Consider the following 24,049-nt stretch of genomic DNA (forward strand, 5'->3'; position numbering starts at 1 on the left):
TAAAACTCCCTCCCGTCATTTTGTTGACGTTTAATATTTCTTCTAAAATCATTTAACTCGTTGATATCACGAGTAAAATAATTGGCATGCGATATGCTAAATACTCACTATATGTAATATTTTTGACGTGAGGACATTATGGCGCTAAGCAGTGCATTCAACATATCGTATGAAGACGACCAGAACCAAGTTCGCAGTACATCATCGTCTCATTCACGTGAGCTTGACCCTTGTTTAGCTGCATCTCAACCGCTGAATTTATCTACTACTGAAGTGTCTAAACAAGAATTCGAACAGTTGAAAAGCCAAGCCACTCGGCTTGAACACCTTTTACAGGTAATGCCGGCTGGCGTTGTCGTAATTAATGGACAAGGTCAGGTAAAACAAGCTAATGCCTTAGCCAAAGCGTTGTTAGGAGAGCCTTTAGAAGGGCAAGCTTGGCGAAAAATTATTGCCCGGTCGTTTAAACCTCAAGCCGACGATGGTCATGAAGTTTCATTACATGATGGTAGAAAGGTTAAATTATCAATCACGCCATTAACAGCCGAACCTGGACAGCTCATTGTTTTAACCGATTTGACTGAAACCAGACAGTTGCAGCAGCGCATTAGCCATATGCAACGCTTATCTTCGTTGGGCAAAACCGTGGCTTCGATCGTGCATCAAATACGTACACCTCTGTCGGCAGCCATTTTATACGCTTCTAATTTAGCAAGTAACCAACTTAGTGATAGTGCGCGAGAGCGTTTTAGTGAAAAGTTAATGCTCAGGTTGAAAGACTTAGAAGGTCAGGTAAATGACATGTTGTTGTTTGCTAAAAGTGGCGAAGAGCAAGTCGTTCAAAACATCTCTGTAGCAGAATTGATGTCTGAATTATTGGTTTCATCAGAAAACATGGTTCAGCAAGCAAACGCACAGTTGAGCGTGAAAGATATCGATCCACAATTAACAATTTTAGGTAACAAGCCCGCACTTATAGGTGCGCTACAAAATATTGTACACAATGCGATTCAAGAACAGCCTGAAGATTGCCAGATAACTATTAGCTGTTTGAGCGATAGTCAGCAAGTGAGTTTACAAATCCAAGATAACGGCCCCGGCATAAATCCACAAAGTCTAAATCGAGTTTTTGAACCTTTTTATACGTCAAAAAGCCATGGCACAGGTTTGGGACTTTCGGTAGTTGCCACAGTGGCTAAATCCCACGGTGGTTCGGTGACTGTTTCAAATATGCCAGGCGCAGGAGCATGTTTTAGTCTCATGCTTCCAATCATTAAATCAAGCCAGACAACTAAACAGGCTTTGGGAGAGAAATCGTGAGTCAAACCAGCATATTAATTGTAGAAGATGATGCCGGGTTAAGAGAGGCATTAGTCGACACCTTATTACTTGGCGGTTATGAAGTGATAGAGGCAAACTCGGCTGAACAAGCGATGGTCAAACTCAGCTCACATAAAGTTGACTTAGTGGTTAGCGATATTCAAATGGGTGAGATGAGTGGTCTTTCATTACTGCGCAGTATTAAAAACAAGTTTCCCAGTTTACCTACTTTGCTTATGACAGCATACGCCACTATTGATGATGCGGTTCAAGCCATGCGTGATGGCGCTACCGATTATTTATCAAAACCATTTAGTCCTGAAGTGTTGCTAAATTTGGTTGGGCGATATGCACCTGCTCAGCAGGTGGAGTCTCGCGATCCTATTGCTGCTGATCCACTAAGTATTAACTTGCTTAATCTTGCTAAGAAAGTCGCTACCTCTGACGCCACTGTAATGGTATTGGGACCGAGTGGATCAGGTAAGGAAGTATTGGCTCGTTATATCCATGATCAATCTAGTCGCAAAGACCAGCCGTTTGTAGCAATTAATTGTGCTGCGATACCAGAGAATATGTTGGAAGCGACTTTATTTGGTTATGAAAAAGGTGCCTTTACCGGTGCATTTCAAGCCTCGCCAGGTAAGTTTGAACTGGCCCAAGGTGGTAGTATTTTATTAGATGAAATCACCGAAATGGATTTAGCACTACAAGCGAAGCTATTGCGTGTATTGCAGGAAAAAGAAGTTGAGAGACTAGGTGGCCGTAAAACCATTGCATTGGATGTACGCGTAATTGCCACTAGTAACCGCGATTTAAAACAAGTGGTTAGTGACGGAAAATTTAGAGAAGATTTGTACTATCGATTAAATGTTTTTCCATTGATGTGGCACCCGTTGGATAAGCGAGCAGGGGACATAGTGCCTTTGGCCGAGCACATGATAGAACGACACTATAATGGTAAACAGGCTGCTCCTAGTTTAATCGCTTCTGCGCGAAGTAAGTTGATGCAGCATGCATGGCCTGGCAACGTGAGAGAATTAGAGAACGTAATTCAGCGCGCACTTATCTTATCCGATGGAGAAACAATTGATGCCAATGACTTGATGATTGAAATCGAGACAGGCCAAACACTTGTTAGTGACCAATCAAGTCAAAATGAAGTTGATGATAGTAAATTAGGTAGTGAACTGCGTCATCAAGAACACCAAATCATTTTAGACACTTTGCAATCCTGCAACGGTCGTCGTAAAGATGTAGCTGAAAGATTGGGTATTAGTCCCAGAACCTTGCGATATAAATTGGCGCGTATGCGCGAGGTAGGAATCGAGCTACCCGCTTAATTATCCCACGTTTTCACAATAGCCGTTTCTCCAACGGCTATTTTTTATGGTTTTTACGGGGGGGATTCCGCATGACTTCCATCCTACCCCCATCACACTTAAAGCAAGTGGCTCCGTCAATAAAATGACAAAACTTGTAACTCATTGATATTTATTGTAAATAAAGGTTGGCATTGAGATTGCTTAGTTATGCTATACGTTTAAAAAACTATCGCTTTGCCGCATTTTTTTGACTCTCGCAAAGCCTATTGATTATACCACTGGAGCGACACATGGAAATCAAAGCACAATCTTTATATCAAGAAATGCAGGCAATGGCGTCAAATGCACAAATGGATGTTGCCCAGCTTCCTGGCACCAATCCTTCCTCCCATAATTTTGCCGAGATGCTAGGTCAGGCTATTAACACAGTTAATGATATGCAACTCGATGCCAAAGGCAAACAAGAGGCATTTGAGATGGGTGATCCGAATATGAGTTTAGCTGACGTCATGTTGACTAAAGAAAAATCCAGTATTGCTTTTGAAGCTACAGTACAAGTACGAAACAAAGTGCTAGAAGCTTACAAGCAAATCATGAACATGCCAGTTTAACATAGCAAGAGGATAACTCGTGGCCGAGGCAACTAGCACTGAGCTTGCACTTAGTGACAATGATAATTATTCAGACTCCACAGAACTAGAGCATAAATCTGGTTTCATGGACGCATTAGGTAGCGTAGATTTAATGCGCCAAGTAACCATAGTGATTGCTCTGGTAATTTGTATCGCCATTGCTATTTTTATTGTCATTTGGGCGCAAGAACCTACATACCGCCCATTGGGCAAAATGGACACCCAAGAGCTTATCGAGACCCTTGATTATCTTGATCAAAATTATCCAGATTATATTCTTGAGGGTAATGTCGTTAAAGTTTTAGAAAGCGATTACAAAAATATAAAACTAAATATGACTCGTCAGGGGCTTTCTTCTTCTTCTTCTGAAAACTCTGGTGCAGACATTATCATGCAAGACATGGGATTTGGGGTTTCACAACGGGTTGAAAAAGAACGTTTAAAACACGCCAGAGAACAACAAATAGCGCGAACTATTGAGGAAATAAATGGGGTTAAACGGGCAAAAGTGTTACTAGCTTTACCGGTTGAAAACGTTTTTGCGCGACGTGAGAAAAAAGCCAGTGCAACTGTTGTTGTTACCTCTGGGCGAGGCTCTAGTTTATCAAATGAAGAAGTCGACGCGATTATTGATATTGTTGGTTCAGCCGTTCAAGGTATGGAACCAAGCCGAGTTACGGTCACAGATAGTAATGGCCGATTACTCAACTCCGGTTCTCAAGATGCAGCATCTGCGCGCTCAAGAAAAGAATATGAGTTAGAGAAACAGCGCGAGAATGCCTATTTAGAAAAAATTGATTCTATCTTGATCCCAGTATTGGGCTTAGGAAATTACACAGCGCAAGCTGACGTAACCATGGACTTCACCGCTGTTGAACAGACCCAGCGCCGATATAACCCAGATTTGCCGGCAATACGCAGTGAAATGCTGGTGGAAGAGAACAGCATAGGCGGAGCAATCGCAGGTATACCTGGAGCATTAACGAACCAACCGCCTTTAGATTCGACAATTCCTGAAAATGCCACTGGTAGTAATTCGCAAACGACATTACCGGGTAGAAATTCTAAGGAAGAAACGCGAAATTACGAGTTAGATACTACAATTAGTCATACCAAGCAGCAGACTGGCTTTATTAAACGATTGAGTGTTTCGGTTGCAGTGGATTATATTACTGAAGTGGCAGAAGATGGCACTGAGTCAATCTCACCTAGAGCACAACAGGAATTACTTAATATTCGCCGTTTATTACAAGGTGGAATTGGATTTGATGTTACCCGCGGTGATTCGTTGGAAGTGGTGAGTATCCCCTTTAGTAAAGACGACGATTATGTGCCAGTTGAGGTTCCTTATTATAAAGAGGAATGGTTTGCGCAAACGGTAAAAGTAGCTGCCGGTGCACTAATCATCATCGTCTTGATATTTGCCTTAGTTAGACCGATGTTAAGTCGCTTAATTAATCCTCAAGACACCACTGAAAGCGAAGACTTTGATGTTGATAGCGCGCTGGACTTAGGTGATGAAACCATTAGTATGTTATCTCAGGAATTTGATGAGGGGCAGGTTGGTTTTGCTGCAGACGGTTCTTTGATGTTGCCTGATTTACACAAAGATGAAGACGTATTAAAAGCGGTTCGCGCCTTAGTTGCCAATGAACCGGAATTATCAGCTCAGGTAGTAAAAGGCTGGTTGATGCAAGATGAGTAGGATTGAACATGCCTGATGAAGAGTTGACTGAATCCAGCGGATATGACGTTGGAAAATTAGAAGGTGTAGATAAAGCTGCAATTTTACTTTTGAGTTTATCAGAAGAGGATGCCGCACAAATTCTTAAACATTTAGAGCCCAAACAAGTACAGCGTTTGGGTCAAGCAATGGCGCAAATCGATGATATGACGCAGCCTAAAATCACGGCCGTGCATAAACATTTTATCGAAGAGATTCAAAATTACAGCACTATCGGTTTCCAAAGCCAAGACTTTGTGAAACGTGCGTTGACTGCTGCGCTAGGTGAAGATAAAGCGGCTAATCTTATTGATCAGATTCTGATGGGAAGTGGTGCGAAAGGTCTCGACTCCCTTAAGTGGATGGATTCTAAGCAAGTTGCCAGTATCATCCGAAATGAACATCCTCAAATTCAAACCATCGTCATGTCTTACTTAGATGCGGAACAATCCGCAGAGATATTGTCGCAATTCCCAGAAAAAGTACGTTTAGATCTGATGATGCGGGTGGCCAATCTTGAAGAAGTGCAACCAGCAGCCTTGCAAGAATTAAATGAAATTATGGAAAAACAATTTGCCGGTCAAGCGGGTACGCAAGCGGCTAAAATGGGCGGCTTGAAATCTGCAGCAGATATCATGAATTACCTTGATACCAATATCGAAGGTCAGTTGATGGACGCAATACGCGAGCAAGATGAGGAAATGAGTCAGCAAATCCAAGACTTAATGTTTGTCTTTGATAACTTAGCTGATGTGGATGATCGCGCAATTCAGGCAATACTGCGTGAAGTGCAACAAGATTCATTGCTCAAAGCGATTAAAGGCGCCGATGAAGAACTGAAAAATAAAATCACTAAGAATATGTCCAAACGAGCTGCAGAAATGCTAATTGATGATTTAGAAGCGCTTGGTCCTGTTCGTATTAGTGAAGTAGAGACAGCGCAAAAAGAAATTTTATCGGTGGCCAGAAGATTGGCTGATTCCGGAGAAATTATGCTTGGCGGTGGCGGCGGGGAAGAATTCCTATAATGGCACCTATTATTAAACGAGCTTTTTTGTGACGGATAAAAATGTGACTGAAAAAGATAACAGTGATAAAGGCTTAAGTGATGACGACATTGCCGCTTGGGAATTGCCTGTCTTAGAAGAAACATTTGATGCCAATCCCAGCAAAACCAACGTATTTAATCGACAGTCAACCTGGAAATATGAACCTCCGGAGGTGGAAGAAGATGTCTTGCCGCCTACGGCCCAAGAAATCGAGCAAATCCGCGAGTCTGCTTATCAAGAAGGTTTTGAACAAGGGAAAAAAGAAGGTCATCAAGCAGGTTATAATGATGGTAAAGAGTTAGGCCTGCAAGAAGGTAAAGAACAAGGTCTGCAAGAAGGTAAAGAGCAAGGTCTGGTCGAAGGAAAAGAACAAGTTGAGTCGCAAATAGAGTCTTGGCATGGGTTGATGGAACAGTTACATCAACCGGTATCCCAAGTTGAAGAGGTGTTGCAGTCTGAGTTAGTCAAACTGGCCGTTTCCTTGGCAAAATCAGTTATTCGCACAGAAGTACAAACTAATCCAGAAATTCTATTTAACGCTTTAAACGAAGGCTTAAAAGCACTTCCTATCCATGAATCTCAATATCAAATTCACATGCATCCTGACGATATCGAGCTGGTCAAAGAACGCTATACTCCTGAACAAATAGAAAAAAACGCTTGGGTATTTGTGGAAAACCAGAATATGTCGAGAGGAGGCTGTGATATCAGCACACAAAATAACGCAGTTGATGCTTCAATTGAACGAAGAGTGAAGGACGTGCTGAATAAATTTTTGCTTGAGCAGGGACTTAGCGATATTGAAAGTGAGTCCTAAACCATGTCACAACAGCTGCTTGATCGAATTAAATCACTGCAAAGCCAAATCCCTGAAGCGCATACTGTTGCATCTGGTAAATTAGTCAGAGGCATAGGCTTAACGCTAGAAGCGGTTGGCTGTCAAATGCCGGTGGGAAGTCAATGTTTAGTTAAAACAGTAGACGGACAGATTGAAGCTGAAGTCGTCGGGTTTGCGGAACACATCACTTATCTTATGCCTACCGAAGCGGTTAAAGGGATAGTGCCTGGCTCCCGTGTAGAACCACTCAATCGCGAGCCTGGTTTGCCTGTTGGCATGTCTTTGTTAGGACGTGTAGTTGATGGTAATGGTCAACCATTAGACGGCCTTGGTGCGATTAAAGCAGAAAAACGAGTTCCACTGAGCAAAGCACCCATCAACCCCTTATCCCGTAAACCTATCACTAACCCTTTGGATGTTGGCGTTCGCGCGATTAACTCAATGATTACCGTTGGTGAAGGCCAAAGAATGGGATTGTTTGCAGGTAGTGGTGTAGGCAAAAGTGTGTTGTTGGGGATGATGACTCGCGGCACCTCAGCCGATGTTGTGGTAGTTGGGTTAGTGGGTGAACGTGGCCGCGAAGTAAAAGAATTTATTCAAGATATTTTAGGTGATCAAGAAAGGCAAAAGTCAGTGGTTGTGGCGTCTCCTGCAGACACTTCACCATTAATGCGACTTAAAGGTTGCGAAACCGCGGTGGCTATCGCTGAATATTTTCAAGATAAAGGCCTTAATGTGCTGCTGCTAATCGATTCATTAACCCGATACGCAATGGCGCAACGTGAAATTGCCTTAGCGGTTGGTGAGCCGCCAGCAACCAAAGGGTATCCACCTTCAGTATTTGCCAGGTTGCCTGCATTAGTAGAAAGAGCCGGAAACGGTAAAGAAGGTCAGGGCTCTATTACTGCGTTTTACACTGTGTTAACCGAAGGTGATGATTTACAAGATCCCATAGCAGATTCAGCGCGGGCGATTCTTGATGGTCATATCGTACTATCAAGAAATCTAGCCGAAGCGGGTCATTATCCGGCAATCGATATTGAAGCTTCTATCAGTCGTGTTATGCCGATGGTTGTGAGTGAAGAACACCTAATGGCGAGTCGTCGGATTAAACAGGTGTATTCAAATTATCAACAGAATAAAGATCTAATCAATATCGGTGCATATACGAAAGGAACCGACCCGAGAATGGATTTAGCCATAGCGGCTGAACCCGTAATCAACACGTTCCTGCAGCAAGGCATGAAACAAATATTGCCCTATGATGAATGTCTTGAAGGGATGATGTCTTTAACAAAAGGTTTGGGTAACGGCTAATGGCGCAGCGGCAGCTAGAATTAGTAGCAAGATGGGAAAAAGACAAAGAAGATCGTCTTGCCCAGGATTTTCAGTTGGCTCAACAACATGCCGAGTTAAACAAGCAAAAGCTGTCGAGCTTAGAAGGCTATCGCCTTGATTATTTGCGTCAGACGCAAATGAAGGGAGCAGGAGCGCTCAATATTGATAAATTTAATAAGTTACATTCATTTATTGGCAAATTAGATAGAGCCTGTCAGCAACAAATGCAAGTGCACAATCAATCTGTTTTAGTTGCTGAACAACGTAAAAATCTTTGGTTAGCGCAACAGCGTAAACGCAAAGCTGTGGAGATGCTGCTAGAGAAAAAACGTCAAGCGCAAGAAGTGAGGAATAATAAACTTGAACAGCTGTTTATGGACGAGCTTTCAACTCAACGCTTTATCCGCAATCAGTAAGTTGTTCCTTCTAGCCCTTATTTGACAGGTTGGAACACTCTTTGCTGTATCCAGTTAAGATGATTGATTTAAGCCATAAATCAATGCTGAAACGGGAATTAGAGATGCAAGATATTGCCACCACTAAATCAGAAATTGCCGCCTTGGTAACCAAGGTGAATGATTATTCTGGCAACAATTTTAATCAACAGCAAGAGTTTGGTTCGTATTTGAAACAAGCCGATAGAGTATATGGCTATCCTGATGAGCCTCGTAAAAATCATACTGCTCAGGAAAATATAAAGCCCGTTGATGACAATCAAAAAAATGCGCTACGCGAAAAAAGCAAAGATGATTCGCGAGAATACGCTAAGCCTGTTGAGCAAAAATCTTCCAATCATGCACCTCAGAGCTCGAATACAGATAATCCTCAAACCTCAGGCTCTAAAGACAGTCTTGATTCAACAGTACAAGACGTCCAAGAACAAGTTAGTGTAAGTGGCCAAACGAATGGGCTTAATTCAAAGCATCATTCGGAACAAGCTAACGGCGTTGAAGAGTCAAAATTGAACAAAGCAGGAGATGAAAGTGAGCTTATCTCTGCTGAACAAAAAGATCTGGAAAATACGGTTTCAACGTCTCTTGAGCAGGATAGTCGTAATCTTGATGAATCTGTTTCCGAACAAGGAATGGTTGACGAAGCTAGCCTAATAGATTGGTTATCATTGTTGGAAAAAAGCATTGCCAAAGCGACTGATGGTGGCGAACCGCAAGTAAAAGAAGAAGGGGAGTTGCTAGACCCTTCGATAGCCGAAAAACTCTCAACTGATCAATCTGCATTGGAGTCAGATGAAGGTATCGATTTAGCGGCGTTTAATGCTTTACTACCAACTGAAAATTCTGAATTGGTAAATGATGATGTTCAATCTGAAGTTAACATCACAAATAGTGAACTGGAAACGAGCAGTCAAGAAACGATTTTGGCGAGTGTCGATAATTTGTCAAACGATGAGTCAAACAAAGTGGAAAGGGACGATATTTCACTAGAGCAAGAAACCAAGTCAACATTGGAAACATTGACGACCTTAATCACTGAATTACAAGCTGCGTTTAAAGCATCCCAGCAAAACACGGAAAGTGGTGAAGCAGAATCCTTAGATCAACTGTTAACTCGCATTAGCGAATTTGTCGAACAGATTGATCCCAAGGTCATGGAAAAATTACAGCAAAGTTTAACACTTGAGTCAGAAGCGGGGGCGGTGTCAAATAACATGCTGGCGGACACAGAAATGCCCACGGATAACGCTATCACTGAAGATATGCAGTTACTGTTAGATTTACTGGCCGTTTCAAACGTCACAGATGCAACCACTAAGATGCCGGCTAATAGCGATACTCAGCCCAGTGACGAGCAAACAATAACATCGCAAGCGCAAAATATTACAACTATTGCAAACCAAGAATTAACAGCCTCGGGTAAACAACTGGATAAAAGTGTTCGTGCATTACTCGATATACCTTCTGACAAACTTGACGCGGCCTTAGCAAATCTGGCTCAGCGGTTAGACGTTAAACCGTCTACTGACCAAGCTGACACCTCTGGCACTAGCATTAAAACTGATTTTATCAGTGCTCTTAAAAGTGGGGTTGAAGAGGTAAAAGCGCAAATTAAGCAAGGTCATCAACCGGCAATAGATTTATCTACATTGGTAACTGATGCTGCAACTAAAGTCGGTGCAATGCCAATTGTGCCAGAAGTGTTGGATCAATCGGTGACTCGATTTAACCAAAGCTTAGAATTGGCGAGTCAATTAAATGCCAAAATAGAACAGTTGCAGCATCATTTTGTATCTGAAAAAACATTAGTGAAAGAAAATATAAATCAGGCGCAACATTTGCAAACTAAACAAGGTCAGCAGTTAGCGCAATTTGATAAAGCGGTGAATATCACTCGCAATGAAGGTTTGCAGCAGTTAACTGAAAAAGTGCGCTGGATGGCGAATCAAAACAATTTGCAAGCCGAGATTCGTTTAGATCCGCCGGACTTGGGAGCCATGAAAGTGCGTCTGAACATGTCTGGTGACACCGCGAGCGTCAATATTGTGGTGCAATCGCAACAGGCCCGCGATGTGCTTGAGCAGGCAACACCAAGACTAAAAGAACTACTTGAACAGCAAGGTATTGAACTTGGGCAGTCTTCAGTACAACAGGAACAAAATGATAAGGGGCAACAAGATTCAGAATATGTTGGCACTCATCAAGCAGAAGAGAATATGCAAGGGGAAGAGTCACAGGTTATTGAGCAACGAATTTCCCATGGCAGATTAGGTGGAATAGACTACTTTGTGTAATAGATGCGTGATTGTTTGATTTGAATCGATCCGTCAAAGCAATTTATTGATACAATCAACCTAATAGTCACAACAAATTTAACTGAGAAGACAATGGCAGAAGAAGAGTTACAAATGGAAGAGGGCGGTAAAGGCAAAATGATGATTATTATCATCATCGCTGTAGTCTTGATTGGCGGTGGTGCCGCAGCCTATTTTTTACTTGGTAGTTCAGATGAGCCAGATATGGCAGTTAATTCTGAAATGACAGCAGAGTCAGGTGACGATGGCGCTGCGATGTCCTCTGCTAATAAAGGAACGGCTCTGTATGTGGCGATGCCACGTCCATTTGTGTTTAATGTCCCTGGACAAGGTAAAGACCGTTTAGCACAAATAAAAGTGCAATTGATGGTGCGCGGAACCGATAATGAAGAATTGGCGAAAATGCACGTCCCTTTAATTGAAGGCACCTTGTTAAAAGTATTCAGTAGTTCAAATGCAGATGATTTAGTCACTGAGGCCGGTAAAGTTTCATTAAGAGACCAAGCAGGCAGAGAAGTACAAAAAGTATTAAAAGAAACAGTCGGTAATGAAGTAGTTGAACAAGTACTATTCACTGGCTTTGTAATGCAATAATCGGTAAATGTTGATTTAAGCGAGCAAAACTTTGAGCGATTTATTATCACAAGACGAAATTGACGCGCTACTCCACGGTGTTGATGACGTTGAAGAAGACGATACAGAGGATCTCGAATCTGATGGTTCGATGATTGAGTACGACTTTTCTTCACAAGACCGCATTGTGCGTGGCCGTATGCCCACGCTGGAAATTGTGAATGAGCGATTTGCAAGACACATGCGTGTGAGCTTGTTCAACATGATGCGTCGCTCTGCAGAGGTATCAATCAACGGTATTCAGATGATTAAGTTTGGTGAATATATCCATACGTTGTTTGTGCCTACAAGTTTAAATATGGTTCGTTTTAGACCACTCAAAGGTACTGGTTTAATTACCATGGAAGCGCGTTTGGTTTTCATTTTAGTTGACAACTTTTTTGGTGGTGACGGTCGCTATCATGCAAAAATTGAAGGCCGTGAGTTCACACCAACTGAACGACGCATAACCCAAATGTTACTTAAATTAATTTTTGAAGATTACAAAGAAGCATGGGCGCCTGTGATGGATGTTTCTTTTGAATATTTAGATTCAGAAGTGAATCCGGCAATGGCTAATATCGTCAGCCCCACAGAAGTGGTCGTGATCAGTTCGTTTCATATTGAGCTAGATGGGGGAGGTGGTGATTTTCACGTCTCGTTACCTTACTCTATGTTAGAGCCGATTCGAGAATTATTGGATGCCGGCGTGCAAAGTGATAAGGAAGACACTGATTTACGCTGGAGTAAAGCGCTTCGAGATGAAATCCTCGATGTGACAGTGGCTGTATCAACCCATATGTTAGATGTGGACATCTCCCTACAAAGGTTAATGGATTTTGAACCTGGCGATATTATTCCGATTGAAATGCCTGAAACAATAACCGTATTGATTGAGGAGTTACCCACGTTTAGGGCCAAACTAGGCCGCTCACGAGACAATATAGCGGTAAAAATTACGGAAAAGATTCCACGACCCACTTCAGTTAAATCTGAATTGCAATTATTAACGAAAGGCGGACGCCGAATAGACAGTGATGCTGAACTTTCTATACTTGAGGAAGATTTATGAGCGTCTGCAAAAACGAGGTAAAGAACAATGAGTGAAGATGATGCAATGGACGACTGGGCTGCAGCCATGGCTGAACAAGCTGAAGAAGAAGGTGCAGATAAAAACGCCGATCAAGACGCTGAAGTATCGGTAGCTGAATTAGACGAATTGTCTGAAGATGCGCCTATAACTCAAAAAGAAAAGAAAAAGCTCGATACGATTTTGGATATACCTGTAACCATTTCTATGGAAGTGGGACGCAGTCATATTAGCATCCGTAATTTATTGCAATTGAACCAAGGATCGGTGGTTGAATTAGACCGAGTCGCAGGCGAACCTCTTGATGTGTTAGTAAATGGCACGTTGATTGCTCATGGAGAGGTAGTAGTCGTCAACGATAAATTTGGGATTCGGTTAACGGATGTTATTAGTCAAATCGAGAGAATTAAAAAGCTTAGGTAGTAAAAACTCATATAAAACATGGGCTTGGATTGCGCTGAGCCCACTTTTCATCCTTTCTAAAAGTGCTTTCGCGCAAGTCGAAAGCCTTTCAAACCCCACTTCTGTAGTGTCAATTTTTCTATCATTATTGCTGGTTATCGTGATAGTTGTTGCGTTGGCGTTGTTAATGCGACGGTTTAATGTCACTGCAACCGGAAATGGTCAGTTGCATGTCGTAGCATCTATGGTGGCAGGCACTCGAGAACGAATTATGGTCATCGAAGTTGGTGACGAGCAGCATTTAATTGGGGTAACGGCGACTAATATTAACCATTTAGCAAAGCTCGAAAAGCCTCTGGAAAAACCGACCAATTCATCAGCCGATAGCTTTAAAGACAAATTAACTCAAGCACTTGCCGGTAAAATCAATCCTGGCTTTGATAAACAAAATGGGCAAAACAATGATTAGATTTTTACTGGTATTGTTGGGCGCCATTTTATTGGCTCCTACGGATGCGCTAGCGGCTCCTGGTGTTGATGCATTAACAATTACTACCAATCCAGACGGTACACAAGATTACACCATGACGTTGCAAGTGCTGGCAATAATGACTGCACTGAGCTTGTTGCCTGCGTTTGTTATGATGATGACGTCGTTTACGCGAATTATTATTGTACTGTCAATTTTGCGTCAAGCTATTGGTCTTCAGCAATCGCCTTCAAATCAAATATTGATTGGCGTCAGTTTATTTCTTTCTATGTTTATTATGGCGCCAGTTTTTGAACAAATTAACGAAAATGCCTTGCAGCCATATCTGAATGAAGAAATGACCTCTCTTGAGGCTTATGAACAGGCGAAGATTCCCATGCGCGCTTTTATGCTTTCGCAAACACGTATCAAAGATTTAGAAACCTTTGTGCAGTTGGGCGATATGCAAGGGCAGTTTGATGATCCTTCAGAAGTGCCGATGAATGTATTAATCCCTGCGTTTGTGACCAGTGAGCTGAAAACGGCCTTTCAAATTGGCTTTATGTTGTTTATTCCTTTTCTCATTTTAGATTTAGTGGTGGCATCAATCCTGATGGCAATGGGGATGATGATGTTATCTCCTATGATCGTTTCGCTGCCATTCAAACTTATGTTGTTTGTGTTAGTGGATGGCTGGAATCTTATTTTTGGCACCTTGGCCACAAGCTTTGGTTTAGGTTAGGGAGATACTGCTATGGCACCAGAAGTCTTTGTCGAAATACTAAAAGAAGCCTTACAAATGGTCATTTTGTTGGTTTCGGCGATTATTTTACCGAGTTTATTCGTCGGTCTAATAGTGGCAGTTTTCCAAGCTGCCACCTCTATCAACGAACAAACCATGAGTTTTTTACCCCGTTTAATTGTGACTTTATTAGTGTTGAGTTGGGGAGGCCATTGGTTAGTGCAAAAGTTAATGGATTTCACTTTCACCATGGTTGAACGCATACCTGAAGTTGTAGGTTAACCTTTTGGAATTTGCTGCGTCCACCATCACCGATTATATGGCAGATATGTTACTGCCATTTATGCGTATCTCTGGTTTGTTTGCAGCTATGGTGGGTATTAGTGCGAAAACGGTTCCCACTCCAATTCGTACTCTACTTACGCTTTTTCTTACCTTACTTATTATGCCAGTCGTGCCGCCTGTGGATATATCAGAGATATTTTCAGTCAGCACTTTTGTGTTAATTATTCAGCAATTAATTATCGGTTTGGCGATTGGATTTATTTCAGCAATGATGCTGGATACATTCGTTATTGCTGGGCAAGTTGTTGCGATGCAAACCGGTCTAGGTTTTGCCTCAATTGTTGACCCTGTTAATGGCATTAACGTACCTGCAGTAGGTCAGTTTTACCTAATATTAGCCACGTTGCTTTTTTGGGCTCTGGATGGCCATTTAGCGATGATTAGTATGGTTGTTATGAGTTTTGAGGCGTTCCCAATTGGTGAAGCTTGGTTTCAACCTGAGCAATTTAGAGAAATTGCCCATTGGGCAAGTTGGATGTTTGTTGCTGCGGTAACACTCTCTCTTGCACCTATTGTTTCGCTTTTACTGGTTAACTTAGCCTTTGGTGTTATGACAAAAGCCGCGCCACAACTGAATATTTTCAGTATTGGCTTTGCAATAGCACAAATCATGGGACTACTCATTATTTGGTTAACCATGGATAACTTCACCCACCATTTCGAATTGCAATGGCAAAGAGCCCAGCAGTTGATGTGTAATTTATTGCAAGTTTGCGCGAATTGAGGACGGCATAGATGGCTGATTCAAGCGAAAAAACAGAAGACCCCACGGCAAAAAAGAAGGGTGATACCCGAAAGAAAGGGCAGATTGCCCGCTCCCGTGAGTTATCAACTACCCTAGTGTTAGTGGGAAGTGCCATTGCATTTTTGTTAATTGGCGAAGGAATCGCCACCGCATTATTCCAAGTTATGCAAAGAACTTTCACACTCTCCAGAGATGAAAGCTATGATTTTATTCATATGTTTCAAGCTTGGGGATACGCCTTTGAAACTATCAGTATCCCCGTATTGTTTTTCCTGTTAATTGCTATGATTGCTGGTATTTATGGCAGCATAGCCTTGGGGGGATACAACTTCACTTGGCAATCCACTAAACCTAAAGCGAGTAAAATTAATCCCTTAGCCGGTTTCAAACGCATGTTTGGAGTCAATGGTTTAGTCGAGTTATTAAAAGCAATTGCTAAGTTTGTAGTAGTGGCTTGCGCCGCATACATCGCGTTTATTGTTTTTCAAGACGAAGCCTTGCATTTAGATATGGAAATATATCCTCGTAATCTTTTCCACGCCATGGAGCTATTGGCATGGGCCTTTTTGTTTTTGTGTTGTGCCTTGATACCGATCGCAGCCTTTGATGTGCCCTATCAGACTTGGAAACATGACAAAGAAATGAAAATGACTAAACAAGAAGTGAAAGATGAGCGCAAAAACTCTGAAGGTGATCCACTGGTTAAAAGTCGAATTCGAAAACTACAATATCAAGCGGCAGCAAAACGCATGATGCAAGAAGTGCCTAAAGCTGATGTGGTGGTGACTAACCCAACTCACTTCTCAGTAGCCTTGAAATACGATAAAAATGGCGCTACAGCGCCTATTCTGGTGGCCAAAGGGGCAGATGAACTAGCCATGCACATACGTAAGATAGCTGGCGCACACGGAATTCCTATTATCTCTTCGCCGCCATTAGCCCGTGCAATATTCCACACCACAGAAGCAAATAGCGAAATTCCTGAAAAATTATTTATGGCTGTGGCTCAAGTATTGGCTTATGTATATCAGGTTAAATCGTTCAAGAGCGGCAAAGGAAAACGACCTGCACCACTGAACAAGAATCTTCCGATACCAGAGGATATGCGTTATTAAGTCCTGAGTGAGAAACCCGTACAGAAGCGCCAAAACATCAAAAATGACAATGCTGGGTTATTCGTCACTGTCAGCGGCACGAATGCGCGCTAATCTTTCTTCTTCTTCGGCAAATGCGGCTTTTATTTCTTCTAAAACGTTGTCGACATCGGCGGCACTTTCATCAAACTCAAACTGCCCAGTTAGCACAGATTCAGGGGTTAATTCACCGGCTTCAAACAATGCCCACATTTCCTCAGCATAATGAGTGTGGCGTAATTCTGGCGCGAATTCCGCGTAATAATCGGTCATGTTGCGCACATCACGCTGTAACATGCTAAAAGCGTTATTATTCGCCGCTGCATTAACTGCCTGCGGCAAATCAATAATTACTGGGCCGTAATCATCAACTAATACATTAAATTCCGATAAATCGCCATGTACTAAGCCACAACACAACATCAACATTACGTAGAACATGACTTGGGCATGATCTTCTAAGGCTTGTTCTTTTGACATGGACACATTATTCAAACGTGGGGCAACATCACCATTTTCAACAGTGACAAGCTCCATCAGCAACACCCCATCATAACAACCAAAAGGCTGCGGCACTCTAACCCCCGCTTTAGAAAGGGTAAAAAGCGCGTCTACTTCGGCATTTTGCCATGCGTCTTCTTGTTGTTTGCGGCCAAATTTAGAACCTTTTTCCATGGCTCTTGCGCGCCGACTATTTTTAACTTTTCGACCTTCTTGATACTGTGCTGCTTTTTTAAAACTGCGTTTCATTGCCTCTTTGTAGACTTTGGCGCAGCGGATCTCTCCTTGGCTTTTCACCACAAACACAGTGGCTTCTTTACCGCTCATAAGTTGGTAAAGTACTTCGTCGATTAGTCCGTCTTCGACTAAAGGTTGTAAACGTTTTGGAATTTTCATGGCGCGTTTATACAGCACTCACTGGTGTTTTTAAATAGCTGGTGGGTGAATTATGTTGTTTATGTACAAGCAAAAAAAACATATTAGCGATTCTTTTAAGACAAAATCTGTTTCACTCTGCCGACTTGACCGTCATCAAGTCGCACTTTTATACCGTGGGGATGGTTGCTAGATTTAGTCAGGATCGTCGAAACGACACCTTCTGTAAGATTACCGCTGCGCTGATCTTGCTTCAAAACAATTGCTACCTTTGAACCAATTTTAATATTTTCGCGTTTACTGCCGTCCATTCATTTTTCCTTTTAACCTAGCCCTATTTTTGGTAGTGAGCTAATACATGGTCAATAAAGCCTAACCAAATTTCATTTGGCTGCCATATCGCTAACATTTCTTGTTTCGCAGTTTCTTCTGGTACTTGTAATTGCGTGACTTGATATAAATATGTGAAAACAGAACCTCGCCAGTTCAAACGGCAATGAGTGAGCGTAACCCCATCGTGCTCATTGAGATTCTGCATAATTGAAACGTACTCTTGGAAATTTGCTAGGGTGGGGTTTTCCCATTCAACAGCAATATTATGATACCCCAACGCTAAGCTGCTTATTAATTGTTGGTGTTCAGCCCGATCCCCTGGAATCAAATCCACAACCTGGTTTAAACCAATCTTCTGCAACATCTCAAGGTGTGGTTTCGTGGGTAAACCTGAACTCACCATTTTTTCGTTGTTAACTTGATAGTTCTTTAACTCAGGAATGGATATATCAAGGGTATTTTCCGCTGCATGGGCGTTAAACACAAGAAGGCAGCTTGCAAATAAGACGAATGCGATATTCTTCACGTGGTTTTCCCTTAGCAATATATTGAAAAGTAGTTTATTGGCTCACAGTATAAAATACTTTTTAGTTAAGGTAGTAACTTAGTTACAATTGAATACATCAAATATCTTAAAAAGTTGTACTCAGATAATTATGCATCTCATAGACATTAACAAAGCACGTTATCGCAAGCGCCTAAATCGTATTATTTTGTCTTGTGTCATCATTTTTGCGTTAGGCAGTTTAGTCATCTCGCAACTGTTGATCTGGCTATTTCCAGATCCAAGCGGTAGCCATTTTCATTGGAATTTTCTAGGAGTGTTAATAACTGCCATAACCATTGGATGGTTATTAAATAAGTACCGGTCGAACGAATTTATGACTGAGGTGGTTTATGTATGGGAACTTAAAAAAGCGCTGAATAAAATTAATCGTAAGATGACCCAAATTAAGGCTGCAGGACAAAAGGGGAACATCGACGCTTTGATTACCTTACAGTATAGCTACGCTGGCTCAAGGCAACTTTGGCAGTTAGACGATAATACGATTACGATGGATGAATTAGCCATTCATCAAGCTGAGCTTGACGCTATTGCCTCGCAATACAACTTAACCTTGGATGCAAATGATTACAACGAAGAGATGTTAAAGCAGTTTTAAATCAGATCAGAGAGTTGTTAACTTAGCGCTGATGATAGTGGGATAGTTACAAGCCACTATCATCAGTTGATGAGAAAGAATTAACCTTTCTAGCTATAATAATTAAGCACTAAAGCGTAATGTTTTTTGCAGTTTTTCTTTCATTTTTCCAACAGACTTTCCATGCTCACCAACAACGATTACGTTGGCTTGATGGCTACTAAACATTTGCCCTTTTAAGTGGTTACCTGAAAAGTTTTCATCGCTGTGCATATCATTTGATTGAGGAACTACAAAGACGGTTATCTTTTCACCCTCTTCAGATTCCAACACCATATGGAAACTGCGAACGTTATCGAATACACAAAAATTAGCAAAATAAATGCGTCCTACTTTTTGGGTGAACTCCGCACCAAGGTTCGCTAACTGAACATTGACGTTATCTAAGGAAAAATCACCATCAACTTGCAGTGCATAACCATTACCTTCTTGAGTAACGTGGGCTAACGCATGTTCGCCTAAATCGATACCTGGTGGTTGTTGAAATAGGCTAAAACTAATACCAATAACAAAGGCCACTGATGCTGCAACGGCTAAATGTATGCGACTTTTAGTTCGCTGTGTTCTAACTACTTCTGTTGATTGTCTTAAAATTAATTTTTCAGCAAGGTTTTCAGGAACAGAAATACTGGCTGCCTTAGCAATAGATTCATCTAATTGCTTAATTTCGTCCCAAAACTCTTGTTTTTTAGCATCTTCTTTAGCTGCTTGTATTACGTCGTCTTCAGCACAGTTTGGGTCTGCGTAAATGGTACGACGGAATGTTAAATCATCCATTTTTATAACCTCTGCTGTTATTTGATTTCTCTAAAGCTTCTTTTAACTGACTGCGCGCTCTAAATAACCTGGTCATTACCGTATTCTTATTGAGATCCAATTGCTGAGCAATTTCGTCTCCGCTATATCCGTACATAACTTGAAGTATAAGGGGTTCTCGATACTCTTCGTTTAAACCTGCCATTAGTAATCTGAGCTCTTGATACTCAATTTCTAATTCGTTTGACAAATTATCACCTTCTAAAGACACATCGTCCATATCGACTAAATCAAACTGTTTACGTTCAAATCGCCGAGCGTTTTCGCGACGAAGAATGGTGATTAGCCAAGACTTCGCAGCTTTTTCATCTTTTAACGAATCTAATGATTTCCAAGCACGTAAAAAGGTCTCTTGAACAATATCCTCAGCCACTGCTTTATCTTTTACTAACCAGTAGGCGTACCTAAATATGTCGGCATGTAGGCTATGTACTAACGCCTCATACCGTTTTTGTTTTGCTACCACATCATCAGAGACCGAGTCATTGGCAGATTGCTTTCGAAAAAACATAGGTTCTCAAGCCTTTTTTATTAAGTTTATGATTAGTATAAGAATTTATTTTTAAGTTTATGACAATAAATTTAGCCTATGGAGCTAACTATTGACAGGGTTTAGGGCATTAAAAATCCGGTATTACCCGGATTTTTAATGTCACAGCTAATTTAGCTTCATTTATTGTTGGCTTTGAACCCACACTTTAATCTTATCTTCTAATATATTAAGCGGCACGGGACCGTCTTTTAACACTTCATCATGAAATCCACGAATATCGAATTTTTCGCCAAGGGTCTGCTCTGCATAGGCGCGTAGTTCCATGATTTTTAATTTACCAATCATATACGCCGTGGCTTGGCCAGGCATTGCAATGTAGCGTTCAATCGCTTTGACTGAATCTCCCTCGGGGTTCGGCGTATTCTCAACGAGGTATTGAATGGCTTGTTCACGGCTCCATTTTTGCGAATGAATCCCTGTATCTACCACCAAACGACATGCTCTCCAAAGCTCCATTGCTAAACGTCCAAAATCAGAGTAAGGGTCTTGATAAAATCCCATATCTTTGGCGAGTTCTTCAGAGTATAAACCCCAGCCTTCGGTGTAAGCCGTAAAAGATACATATTTTTGAAACTCTGGTATGCCTTCTAATTCCTGCGCAATCGCTCGTTGCATGTGATGTCCAGGGATCCCTTCATGATAAGCTAGTGCTTCCATTTGATAGGTTGGCATATCTTTCATGTTGTACAGATTCGCGTAGTAACTTCCTGGTCGTGAACCGTCTTTTGACGGGCTTTGATAAAAGGCTTTGCCGGCAGATTGTTCTCTGAATGGTTCGACACGCTTAACAATCATTTCTGCTTGTGGCATTAATCCAAAATATTCAGGGATCTTGCTTTTCATTTCGTTGATGAGTGCGGTTGCATCAGCTAAGTACTGATCACGGCCAGTATCATCATTCGCATAATAAAACTGATCACTAGTGCGCATAAAGACAAAGAAGTCCTGAAGAGAACCTTCAAAATTGACTTTCTCCATAATTTCAAGCATCAAGTCGTGAATACGTTCTACTTGTTTAAGACCTATCTCGTGAACTTCCTGGGCGCTCAAATCGGTGGTTGTAAACCAGGCTAATCGGTTGTCATACCATTTGTCTCCATCAGGTAAGCGCCAAACACCATCACCTTCAGGGGAGAGTTCACGCTGTATTTCTAGCTCTGCAATGAGTGCTTGGTAGGCAGGTAAAACAGACTCTTGAAGTGCATCTCTTGCTTGTTTCATCATGCCAGTCTTTTCGGCATTAGAAATATCTAATGCATTCAGTTTGTCTTGGAAATCCTTCCAAATGGTGGAATCTTCAGCTGACTCGATAAAAGGGTTACCACTGATGACGTTATGCGACGCTTGGATCATTTGGTCGTATGACCATTTAGGTGGGAAAACGCCTAGTTCTTGTCTGATTTTTAATTGCTCTATCACTTGCCCAAAAAGGTCATCGACTTTTTCCAATCGTGATATATACGCTTGCGCATCTTCAACGTCATTTACTCTATGGATATTCACTAAAAAGCTTGGCACTACTGTATGAAAAGCGCGGAATTGGTCCATGATGTAAGTGTGATGTCTAAACTTGTCATTTGCCAATCGACGTTGAATATCAACTTTGGCAATTTCTAGGCTCATTTTTTCTTGCTGATTTAATTGCGCTGAATCGAACTCGTTTAAAGCTTTTAGACGTTGTTGTAAAATCGTAATGTCTTGGTCTGCGGCGTTATCTGAAATATCATCCCATTTATCGTAATCCCACTTATAACCAAGATAACTTTGGGACATAGGGGAGCGTTTCAAATCTTCTTCAAACATGTCAGCGAAAAAGGCAGCTAATCTTTCTGATTCACTAAGCTTAACTTGCTGGCTTTGTTGTTCTTGCAGTTGAGCTTGTGTATCCGAATTTGTGTTTTGAGCCGGTTCGGAGCACGCCATTAGCGCAAGTGAGATAAGGCTTAGCGGAACAAATGATTTCAATGTCTTCATGGTGTAATTTTCCTGACGTTAGTGCGCAACCCGTTGGGATGCATATAAAGGTTGCAACGAAGGCGACTTATTTTTATTTTTTATTATATCTTGACGTAAACGTGCTAATACATTTAATAGGGTATCACTTTTCCAATTTTTGTCACCTTGCGCGTATTGGCTGGCAAACATTGATTTCAGTTCATCTTGTAATTCTGAGTCTGAAATATCATTTTCATCTAATAATTTGGCGCCACCATATACTGCTAAGCTTGTTTGCCATTTAAGTAATGCAGGATAAATTTCGCCGATTTTATGACTCTTTAACGCCGCTTTTAGCAATTTCCAGTTTTCAGACTCTAGGTTATTAGTATTCACTTCCTGATTGGCCAAGGGCGGAGCGTTTTTCGAACGACTTGAAAACCACCAAATCAGTAATGTAAGCAACCATATAGCTAATAAAACCCAGCTACTAATACTCCACAATGATGTTACTGTGACTGTCTGCACCGTTGGCGTTAATGGGCCTGGAGTCTGGGAATCTACACTAGTAGGTGCCTGTGTTTCTAATAGCGGATTTGGGGTAGTAGGGGGTAAACCAGTTTGATTAGAAGATGCGGCTGCAGCCACTTCAATACTTCGAGCGGGTAATTCTGCATATTCAGTTTGCTTAGTTAACGTATTAAACCACGCTACTTTCACCGGAGGCAAAACAAATTGTCCCGCTCGATTTGGAATAATAGCTATATTTTCAACACGTTGCGCAATAATGTTGTCTTCACGAGTAACGGACGCTGTAGTCGCTTGATCGGGATAGATTTTAAAATCAGGTGGGTATATTCCTGTCATTTCCGGTAATTGTTGTTCGGATACACCCAGTGCCGATAAGGTCAGCGTTCGTGTAATAGGTTCGCCCACCTTTATTTGTGACAAGTCAGGCTGCCATTCTTCATTCAACTGTACAAATTCACTGGGTAACCAATGCTCATTAAAATCAACTGGAATAGGCTGAACATCCAGAACCACGTCGGGCGCAACTCGATTGATAGGGCGCGTCTGATTAAAGTAACTAAAGCTATTTTGAGTTCGATCAATAACCTCAGCTTCAAACAGCGGTCCCTTTATTTTAACTTGACCACTTGCCTGAGGAATAATTGCGTAATTGCGTTCAATTATCCGGTAACGTTGACCATCGACAATTTCTGAATAATCTTTGTCTTTACCAATTAGGCTGATGTCTGCGTTTTCCAAAGAAGGCTCAGACAAACTGCCTCGTTGTAAACTGGTAGCAAGGTGAATTTTGACTTTATATTTCACCATTTGTTGTACAAAGGGTTGGCCTACATCGACTTCTGCGGTAATAAAAGCTTCTCGTGCTTTACTGTTACTGGCAGCTGAAACAGGTAGTATTCTAACCGTTATCGGTTGAGTTTTTTTGCCTCCCACATCGAAGGGTGGGATTGTAAACGTTCCTTGCTGGCGTGGAATTAAAATTGTCGTCCAGGTGGTAGAGCGAGTCGTATCAAAATTGATTACTCTCGTTTGCGTGCTCACTGACGTTCGACCCACAACGAAGTCATCTTCTAACACGCTAGGGTCAAAGGCATCATTATTTGGGTTACCAAAAGCGACGACAGACAGCACGATAGATTCATCTGCCATGGCTGGATTTTTATCGACACTTGCCGTCACACTTTCAACTTGTGCATACACATTGGTAATACTCAGTAAGCTGAAAAACAATAAAGTTAACAATAAGGTTTTGCGGGTTAACAATTTAACTAACATA

General features: G+C 41.6%; 25 protein-coding genes. 18 read left to right on the forward strand and 7 right to left on the reverse strand.

Translation table 11 applies throughout. The features are described 5' to 3' along the window. Nucleotides 1–138 precede the first annotated feature (138 nt). The 17 genes from ABWV72_RS13380 (at nt 139) to flhB (ending at nt 16,509) form a co-directional block, all read left to right on the forward strand. Complete coding sequence (locus ABWV72_RS13380; RefSeq protein ID WP_353371110.1) at nt 139–1,320, forward strand: sensor histidine kinase; 1,182 nt, start codon at nt 139–141, stop codon at nt 1,318–1,320. Continuing rightward, nucleotides 1,317–2,660, forward strand: coding sequence for a sigma-54-dependent transcriptional regulator (locus ABWV72_RS13385; protein ID WP_353371112.1), 1,344 nt, complete (start codon nt 1,317–1,319; stop codon nt 2,658–2,660). Before ABWV72_RS13380 ends, ABWV72_RS13385 begins: the two co-directional genes overlap by 4 nt. Nucleotides 2,661–2,932: 272 nt before the next feature. After that, nucleotides 2,933–3,253, forward strand: a complete 321-nt coding sequence (fliE, locus tag ABWV72_RS13390; RefSeq protein WP_216048287.1) for a flagellar hook-basal body complex protein FliE — start codon at nt 2,933–2,935, stop codon at nt 3,251–3,253. A gap of 19 nt (nt 3,254–3,272) precedes the next feature. Next, a complete protein-coding gene (gene fliF / locus ABWV72_RS13395; protein WP_353371115.1) occupies nt 3,273–4,979 on the forward strand; it encodes a flagellar basal-body MS-ring/collar protein FliF in 1,707 nt (568 codons plus the stop codon). Between the two features lie 8 nt (nt 4,980–4,987). Continuing rightward, nucleotides 4,988–6,025, forward strand: coding sequence for a flagellar motor switch protein FliG (fliG, locus tag ABWV72_RS13400; protein WP_216048289.1), 1,038 nt, complete (start codon nt 4,988–4,990; stop codon nt 6,023–6,025). A gap of 28 nt (nt 6,026–6,053) precedes the next feature. Further along, complete coding sequence (gene fliH / locus ABWV72_RS13405; protein ID WP_353371117.1) at nt 6,054–6,863, forward strand: flagellar assembly protein FliH; 810 nt, start codon at nt 6,054–6,056, stop codon at nt 6,861–6,863. A gap of 3 nt (nt 6,864–6,866) precedes the next feature. Further along, on the forward strand, nt 6,867–8,201 hold the full coding sequence (gene fliI, locus ABWV72_RS13410) for a flagellar protein export ATPase FliI (protein ID WP_216048290.1): 1,335 nt from the start codon (nt 6,867–6,869) through the stop codon (nt 8,199–8,201). Continuing rightward, on the forward strand, nt 8,201–8,638 hold the full coding sequence (gene fliJ / locus ABWV72_RS13415) for a flagellar export protein FliJ (RefSeq protein ID WP_216048291.1): 438 nt from the start codon (nt 8,201–8,203) through the stop codon (nt 8,636–8,638). The genes fliI and fliJ overlap by 1 nt, the downstream gene beginning before the upstream one ends. Nucleotides 8,639–8,679: 41 nt before the next feature. After that, a complete protein-coding gene (locus tag ABWV72_RS13420; protein WP_353371120.1) occupies nt 8,680–10,968 on the forward strand; it encodes a flagellar hook-length control protein FliK in 2,289 nt (762 codons plus the stop codon). Between the two features lie 93 nt (nt 10,969–11,061). Further along, nucleotides 11,062–11,583: a flagellar basal body-associated protein FliL gene (gene fliL / locus ABWV72_RS13425; protein WP_216048293.1), complete on the forward strand. Its 522-nt coding sequence runs from the start codon at nt 11,062–11,064 to the stop codon at nt 11,581–11,583. A 31-nt stretch (nt 11,584–11,614) separates the two neighbouring features. Further along, entirely contained in the window at nt 11,615–12,673 is a 1,059-nt protein-coding gene (gene fliM / locus ABWV72_RS13430; protein ID WP_216048294.1) for a flagellar motor switch protein FliM, read from the forward strand. A 27-nt stretch (nt 12,674–12,700) separates the two neighbouring features. Continuing rightward, nucleotides 12,701–13,114 carry a flagellar motor switch protein FliN gene (gene fliN / locus ABWV72_RS13435; RefSeq protein ID WP_216048295.1) on the forward strand — a complete coding sequence of 138 codons (414 nt, stop codon included), beginning with the start codon at nt 12,701–12,703 and terminating at the stop codon, nt 13,112–13,114. Further along, a complete protein-coding gene (gene fliO, locus ABWV72_RS13440) occupies nt 13,074–13,562 on the forward strand; it encodes a flagellar biosynthetic protein FliO (RefSeq protein ID WP_216048296.1) in 489 nt (162 codons plus the stop codon). The genes fliN and fliO overlap by 41 nt, the downstream gene beginning before the upstream one ends. Further along, a complete protein-coding gene (gene fliP, locus ABWV72_RS13445) occupies nt 13,555–14,304 on the forward strand; it encodes a flagellar type III secretion system pore protein FliP (RefSeq protein ID WP_216048297.1) in 750 nt (249 codons plus the stop codon). The genes fliO and fliP overlap by 8 nt, the downstream gene beginning before the upstream one ends. A 12-nt stretch (nt 14,305–14,316) precedes the next feature. Beyond that, complete coding sequence (gene fliQ / locus ABWV72_RS13450; RefSeq protein WP_216048298.1) at nt 14,317–14,586, forward strand: flagellar biosynthesis protein FliQ; 270 nt, start codon at nt 14,317–14,319, stop codon at nt 14,584–14,586. Between the two features lie 4 nt (nt 14,587–14,590). Next, nucleotides 14,591–15,373, forward strand: a complete 783-nt coding sequence (fliR, locus tag ABWV72_RS13455; protein ID WP_216048299.1) for a flagellar biosynthetic protein FliR — start codon at nt 14,591–14,593, stop codon at nt 15,371–15,373. Nucleotides 15,374–15,384: 11 nt separating this feature from the next. Next, entirely contained in the window at nt 15,385–16,509 is a 1,125-nt protein-coding gene (flhB, locus tag ABWV72_RS13460) for a flagellar biosynthesis protein FlhB (RefSeq protein ID WP_216048300.1), read from the forward strand. A gap of 57 nt (nt 16,510–16,566) precedes the next feature. On the opposite strand, the gene ABWV72_RS13465 is transcribed toward flhB, so the two are convergent. The 3 genes from ABWV72_RS13465 to ABWV72_RS13475 form a co-directional block, all read right to left on the reverse strand. Further along, nucleotides 16,567–17,424, reverse strand: coding sequence for a PA4780 family RIO1-like protein kinase (locus ABWV72_RS13465; protein ID WP_353371124.1), 858 nt, complete (start codon nt 17,422–17,424; stop codon nt 16,567–16,569). Nucleotides 17,425–17,519: 95 nt separating this feature from the next. Next, the gene (locus ABWV72_RS13470) at nt 17,520–17,714 is read right to left on the reverse strand and encodes a YwbE family protein (RefSeq protein WP_216048302.1); all 195 of its coding nucleotides are present in this window, start codon (nt 17,712–17,714) and stop codon (nt 17,520–17,522) included. Between the two features lie 23 nt (nt 17,715–17,737). Continuing rightward, nucleotides 17,738–18,262, reverse strand: coding sequence for a protein-tyrosine phosphatase family protein (locus ABWV72_RS13475; RefSeq protein WP_353371127.1), 525 nt, complete (start codon nt 18,260–18,262; stop codon nt 17,738–17,740). Between the two features lie 130 nt (nt 18,263–18,392). Between ABWV72_RS13475 and ABWV72_RS13480 the strand changes: the two genes are divergently transcribed. After that, nucleotides 18,393–18,899 (forward strand): DUF3087 domain-containing protein, encoded by a 507-nt coding sequence (locus ABWV72_RS13480; RefSeq protein ID WP_353371129.1) that lies wholly within the window; start codon nt 18,393–18,395, stop codon nt 18,897–18,899. Nucleotides 18,900–19,001: 102 nt separating this feature from the next. Here the strand turns inward: ABWV72_RS13480 and ABWV72_RS13485 are convergent, their stop codons facing one another. From ABWV72_RS13485 to ABWV72_RS13500, 4 genes are all read right to left on the reverse strand, one after another. Continuing rightward, nucleotides 19,002–19,715 (reverse strand): DUF3379 family protein, encoded by a 714-nt coding sequence (locus ABWV72_RS13485; protein WP_216048305.1) that lies wholly within the window; start codon nt 19,713–19,715, stop codon nt 19,002–19,004. After that, complete coding sequence (locus ABWV72_RS13490; RefSeq protein ID WP_216048306.1) at nt 19,708–20,265, reverse strand: sigma-70 family RNA polymerase sigma factor; 558 nt, start codon at nt 20,263–20,265, stop codon at nt 19,708–19,710. The genes ABWV72_RS13485 and ABWV72_RS13490 overlap by 8 nt, the downstream gene beginning before the upstream one ends. 162 nt (nt 20,266–20,427) lie before the next feature. Beyond that, on the reverse strand, nt 20,428–22,281 hold the full coding sequence (locus ABWV72_RS13495) for a DUF885 domain-containing protein (protein WP_353371132.1): 1,854 nt from the start codon (nt 22,279–22,281) through the stop codon (nt 20,428–20,430). An 18-nt stretch (nt 22,282–22,299) separates the two neighbouring features. Then, entirely contained in the window at nt 22,300–24,048 is a 1,749-nt protein-coding gene (locus ABWV72_RS13500) for a BatD family protein (protein WP_353371134.1), read from the reverse strand. Nucleotide 24,049: the final 1 nt, after the last annotated feature.

Source organism: Aliiglaciecola sp. NS0011-25, assembly GCF_040370605.1.
GTDB lineage: Bacteria > Pseudomonadota > Gammaproteobacteria > Enterobacterales > Alteromonadaceae > Aliiglaciecola > Aliiglaciecola lipolytica_A.

Bases quoted from the DNA above. Each gene is read 5' to 3' on its own strand.
- ABWV72_RS13380 (WP_353371110.1), top strand. From the start codon at position 139: ATGGCGCTAAGCAGTGCATTCAACATATCGTATGAAGACGACCAGAAC.
- fliE (WP_216048287.1), top strand. From the start codon at position 2,933: ATGGAAATCAAAGCACAATCTTTATATCAAGAAATGCAGGCAATGGCG.
- fliG (WP_216048289.1), top strand. From the start codon at position 4,988: ATGCCTGATGAAGAGTTGACTGAATCCAGCGGATATGACGTTGGAAAA.
- fliI (WP_216048290.1), top strand. From the start codon at position 6,867: ATGTCACAACAGCTGCTTGATCGAATTAAATCACTGCAAAGCCAAATC.
- fliJ (WP_216048291.1), top strand. From the start codon at position 8,201: ATGGCGCAGCGGCAGCTAGAATTAGTAGCAAGATGGGAAAAAGACAAA.
- fliL (WP_216048293.1), top strand. From the start codon at position 11,062: ATGGCAGAAGAAGAGTTACAAATGGAAGAGGGCGGTAAAGGCAAAATG.
- fliN (WP_216048295.1), top strand. From the start codon at position 12,701: ATGAGTGAAGATGATGCAATGGACGACTGGGCTGCAGCCATGGCTGAA.
- fliO (WP_216048296.1), top strand. From the start codon at position 13,074: ATGTTATTAGTCAAATCGAGAGAATTAAAAAGCTTAGGTAGTAAAAAC.
- fliP (WP_216048297.1), top strand. From the start codon at position 13,555: ATGATTAGATTTTTACTGGTATTGTTGGGCGCCATTTTATTGGCTCCT.
- fliQ (WP_216048298.1), top strand. From the start codon at position 14,317: ATGGCACCAGAAGTCTTTGTCGAAATACTAAAAGAAGCCTTACAAATG.
- flhB (WP_216048300.1), top strand. From the start codon at position 15,385: ATGGCTGATTCAAGCGAAAAAACAGAAGACCCCACGGCAAAAAAGAAG.
- ABWV72_RS13465 (WP_353371124.1), bottom strand. From the start codon at position 17,424: ATGAAAATTCCAAAACGTTTACAACCTTTAGTCGAAGACGGACTAATC.
- ABWV72_RS13470 (WP_216048302.1), bottom strand. From the start codon at position 17,714: ATGGACGGCAGTAAACGCGAAAATATTAAAATTGGTTCAAAGGTAGCA.
- ABWV72_RS13480 (WP_353371129.1), top strand. From the start codon at position 18,393: ATGCATCTCATAGACATTAACAAAGCACGTTATCGCAAGCGCCTAAAT.
- ABWV72_RS13485 (WP_216048305.1), bottom strand. From the start codon at position 19,715: ATGGATGATTTAACATTCCGTCGTACCATTTACGCAGACCCAAACTGT.
- ABWV72_RS13490 (WP_216048306.1), bottom strand. From the start codon at position 20,265: ATGTTTTTTCGAAAGCAATCTGCCAATGACTCGGTCTCTGATGATGTG.
- ABWV72_RS13495 (WP_353371132.1), bottom strand. From the start codon at position 22,281: ATGAAGACATTGAAATCATTTGTTCCGCTAAGCCTTATCTCACTTGCG.
- ABWV72_RS13500 (WP_353371134.1), bottom strand. From the start codon at position 24,048: ATGTTAGTTAAATTGTTAACCCGCAAAACCTTATTGTTAACTTTATTG.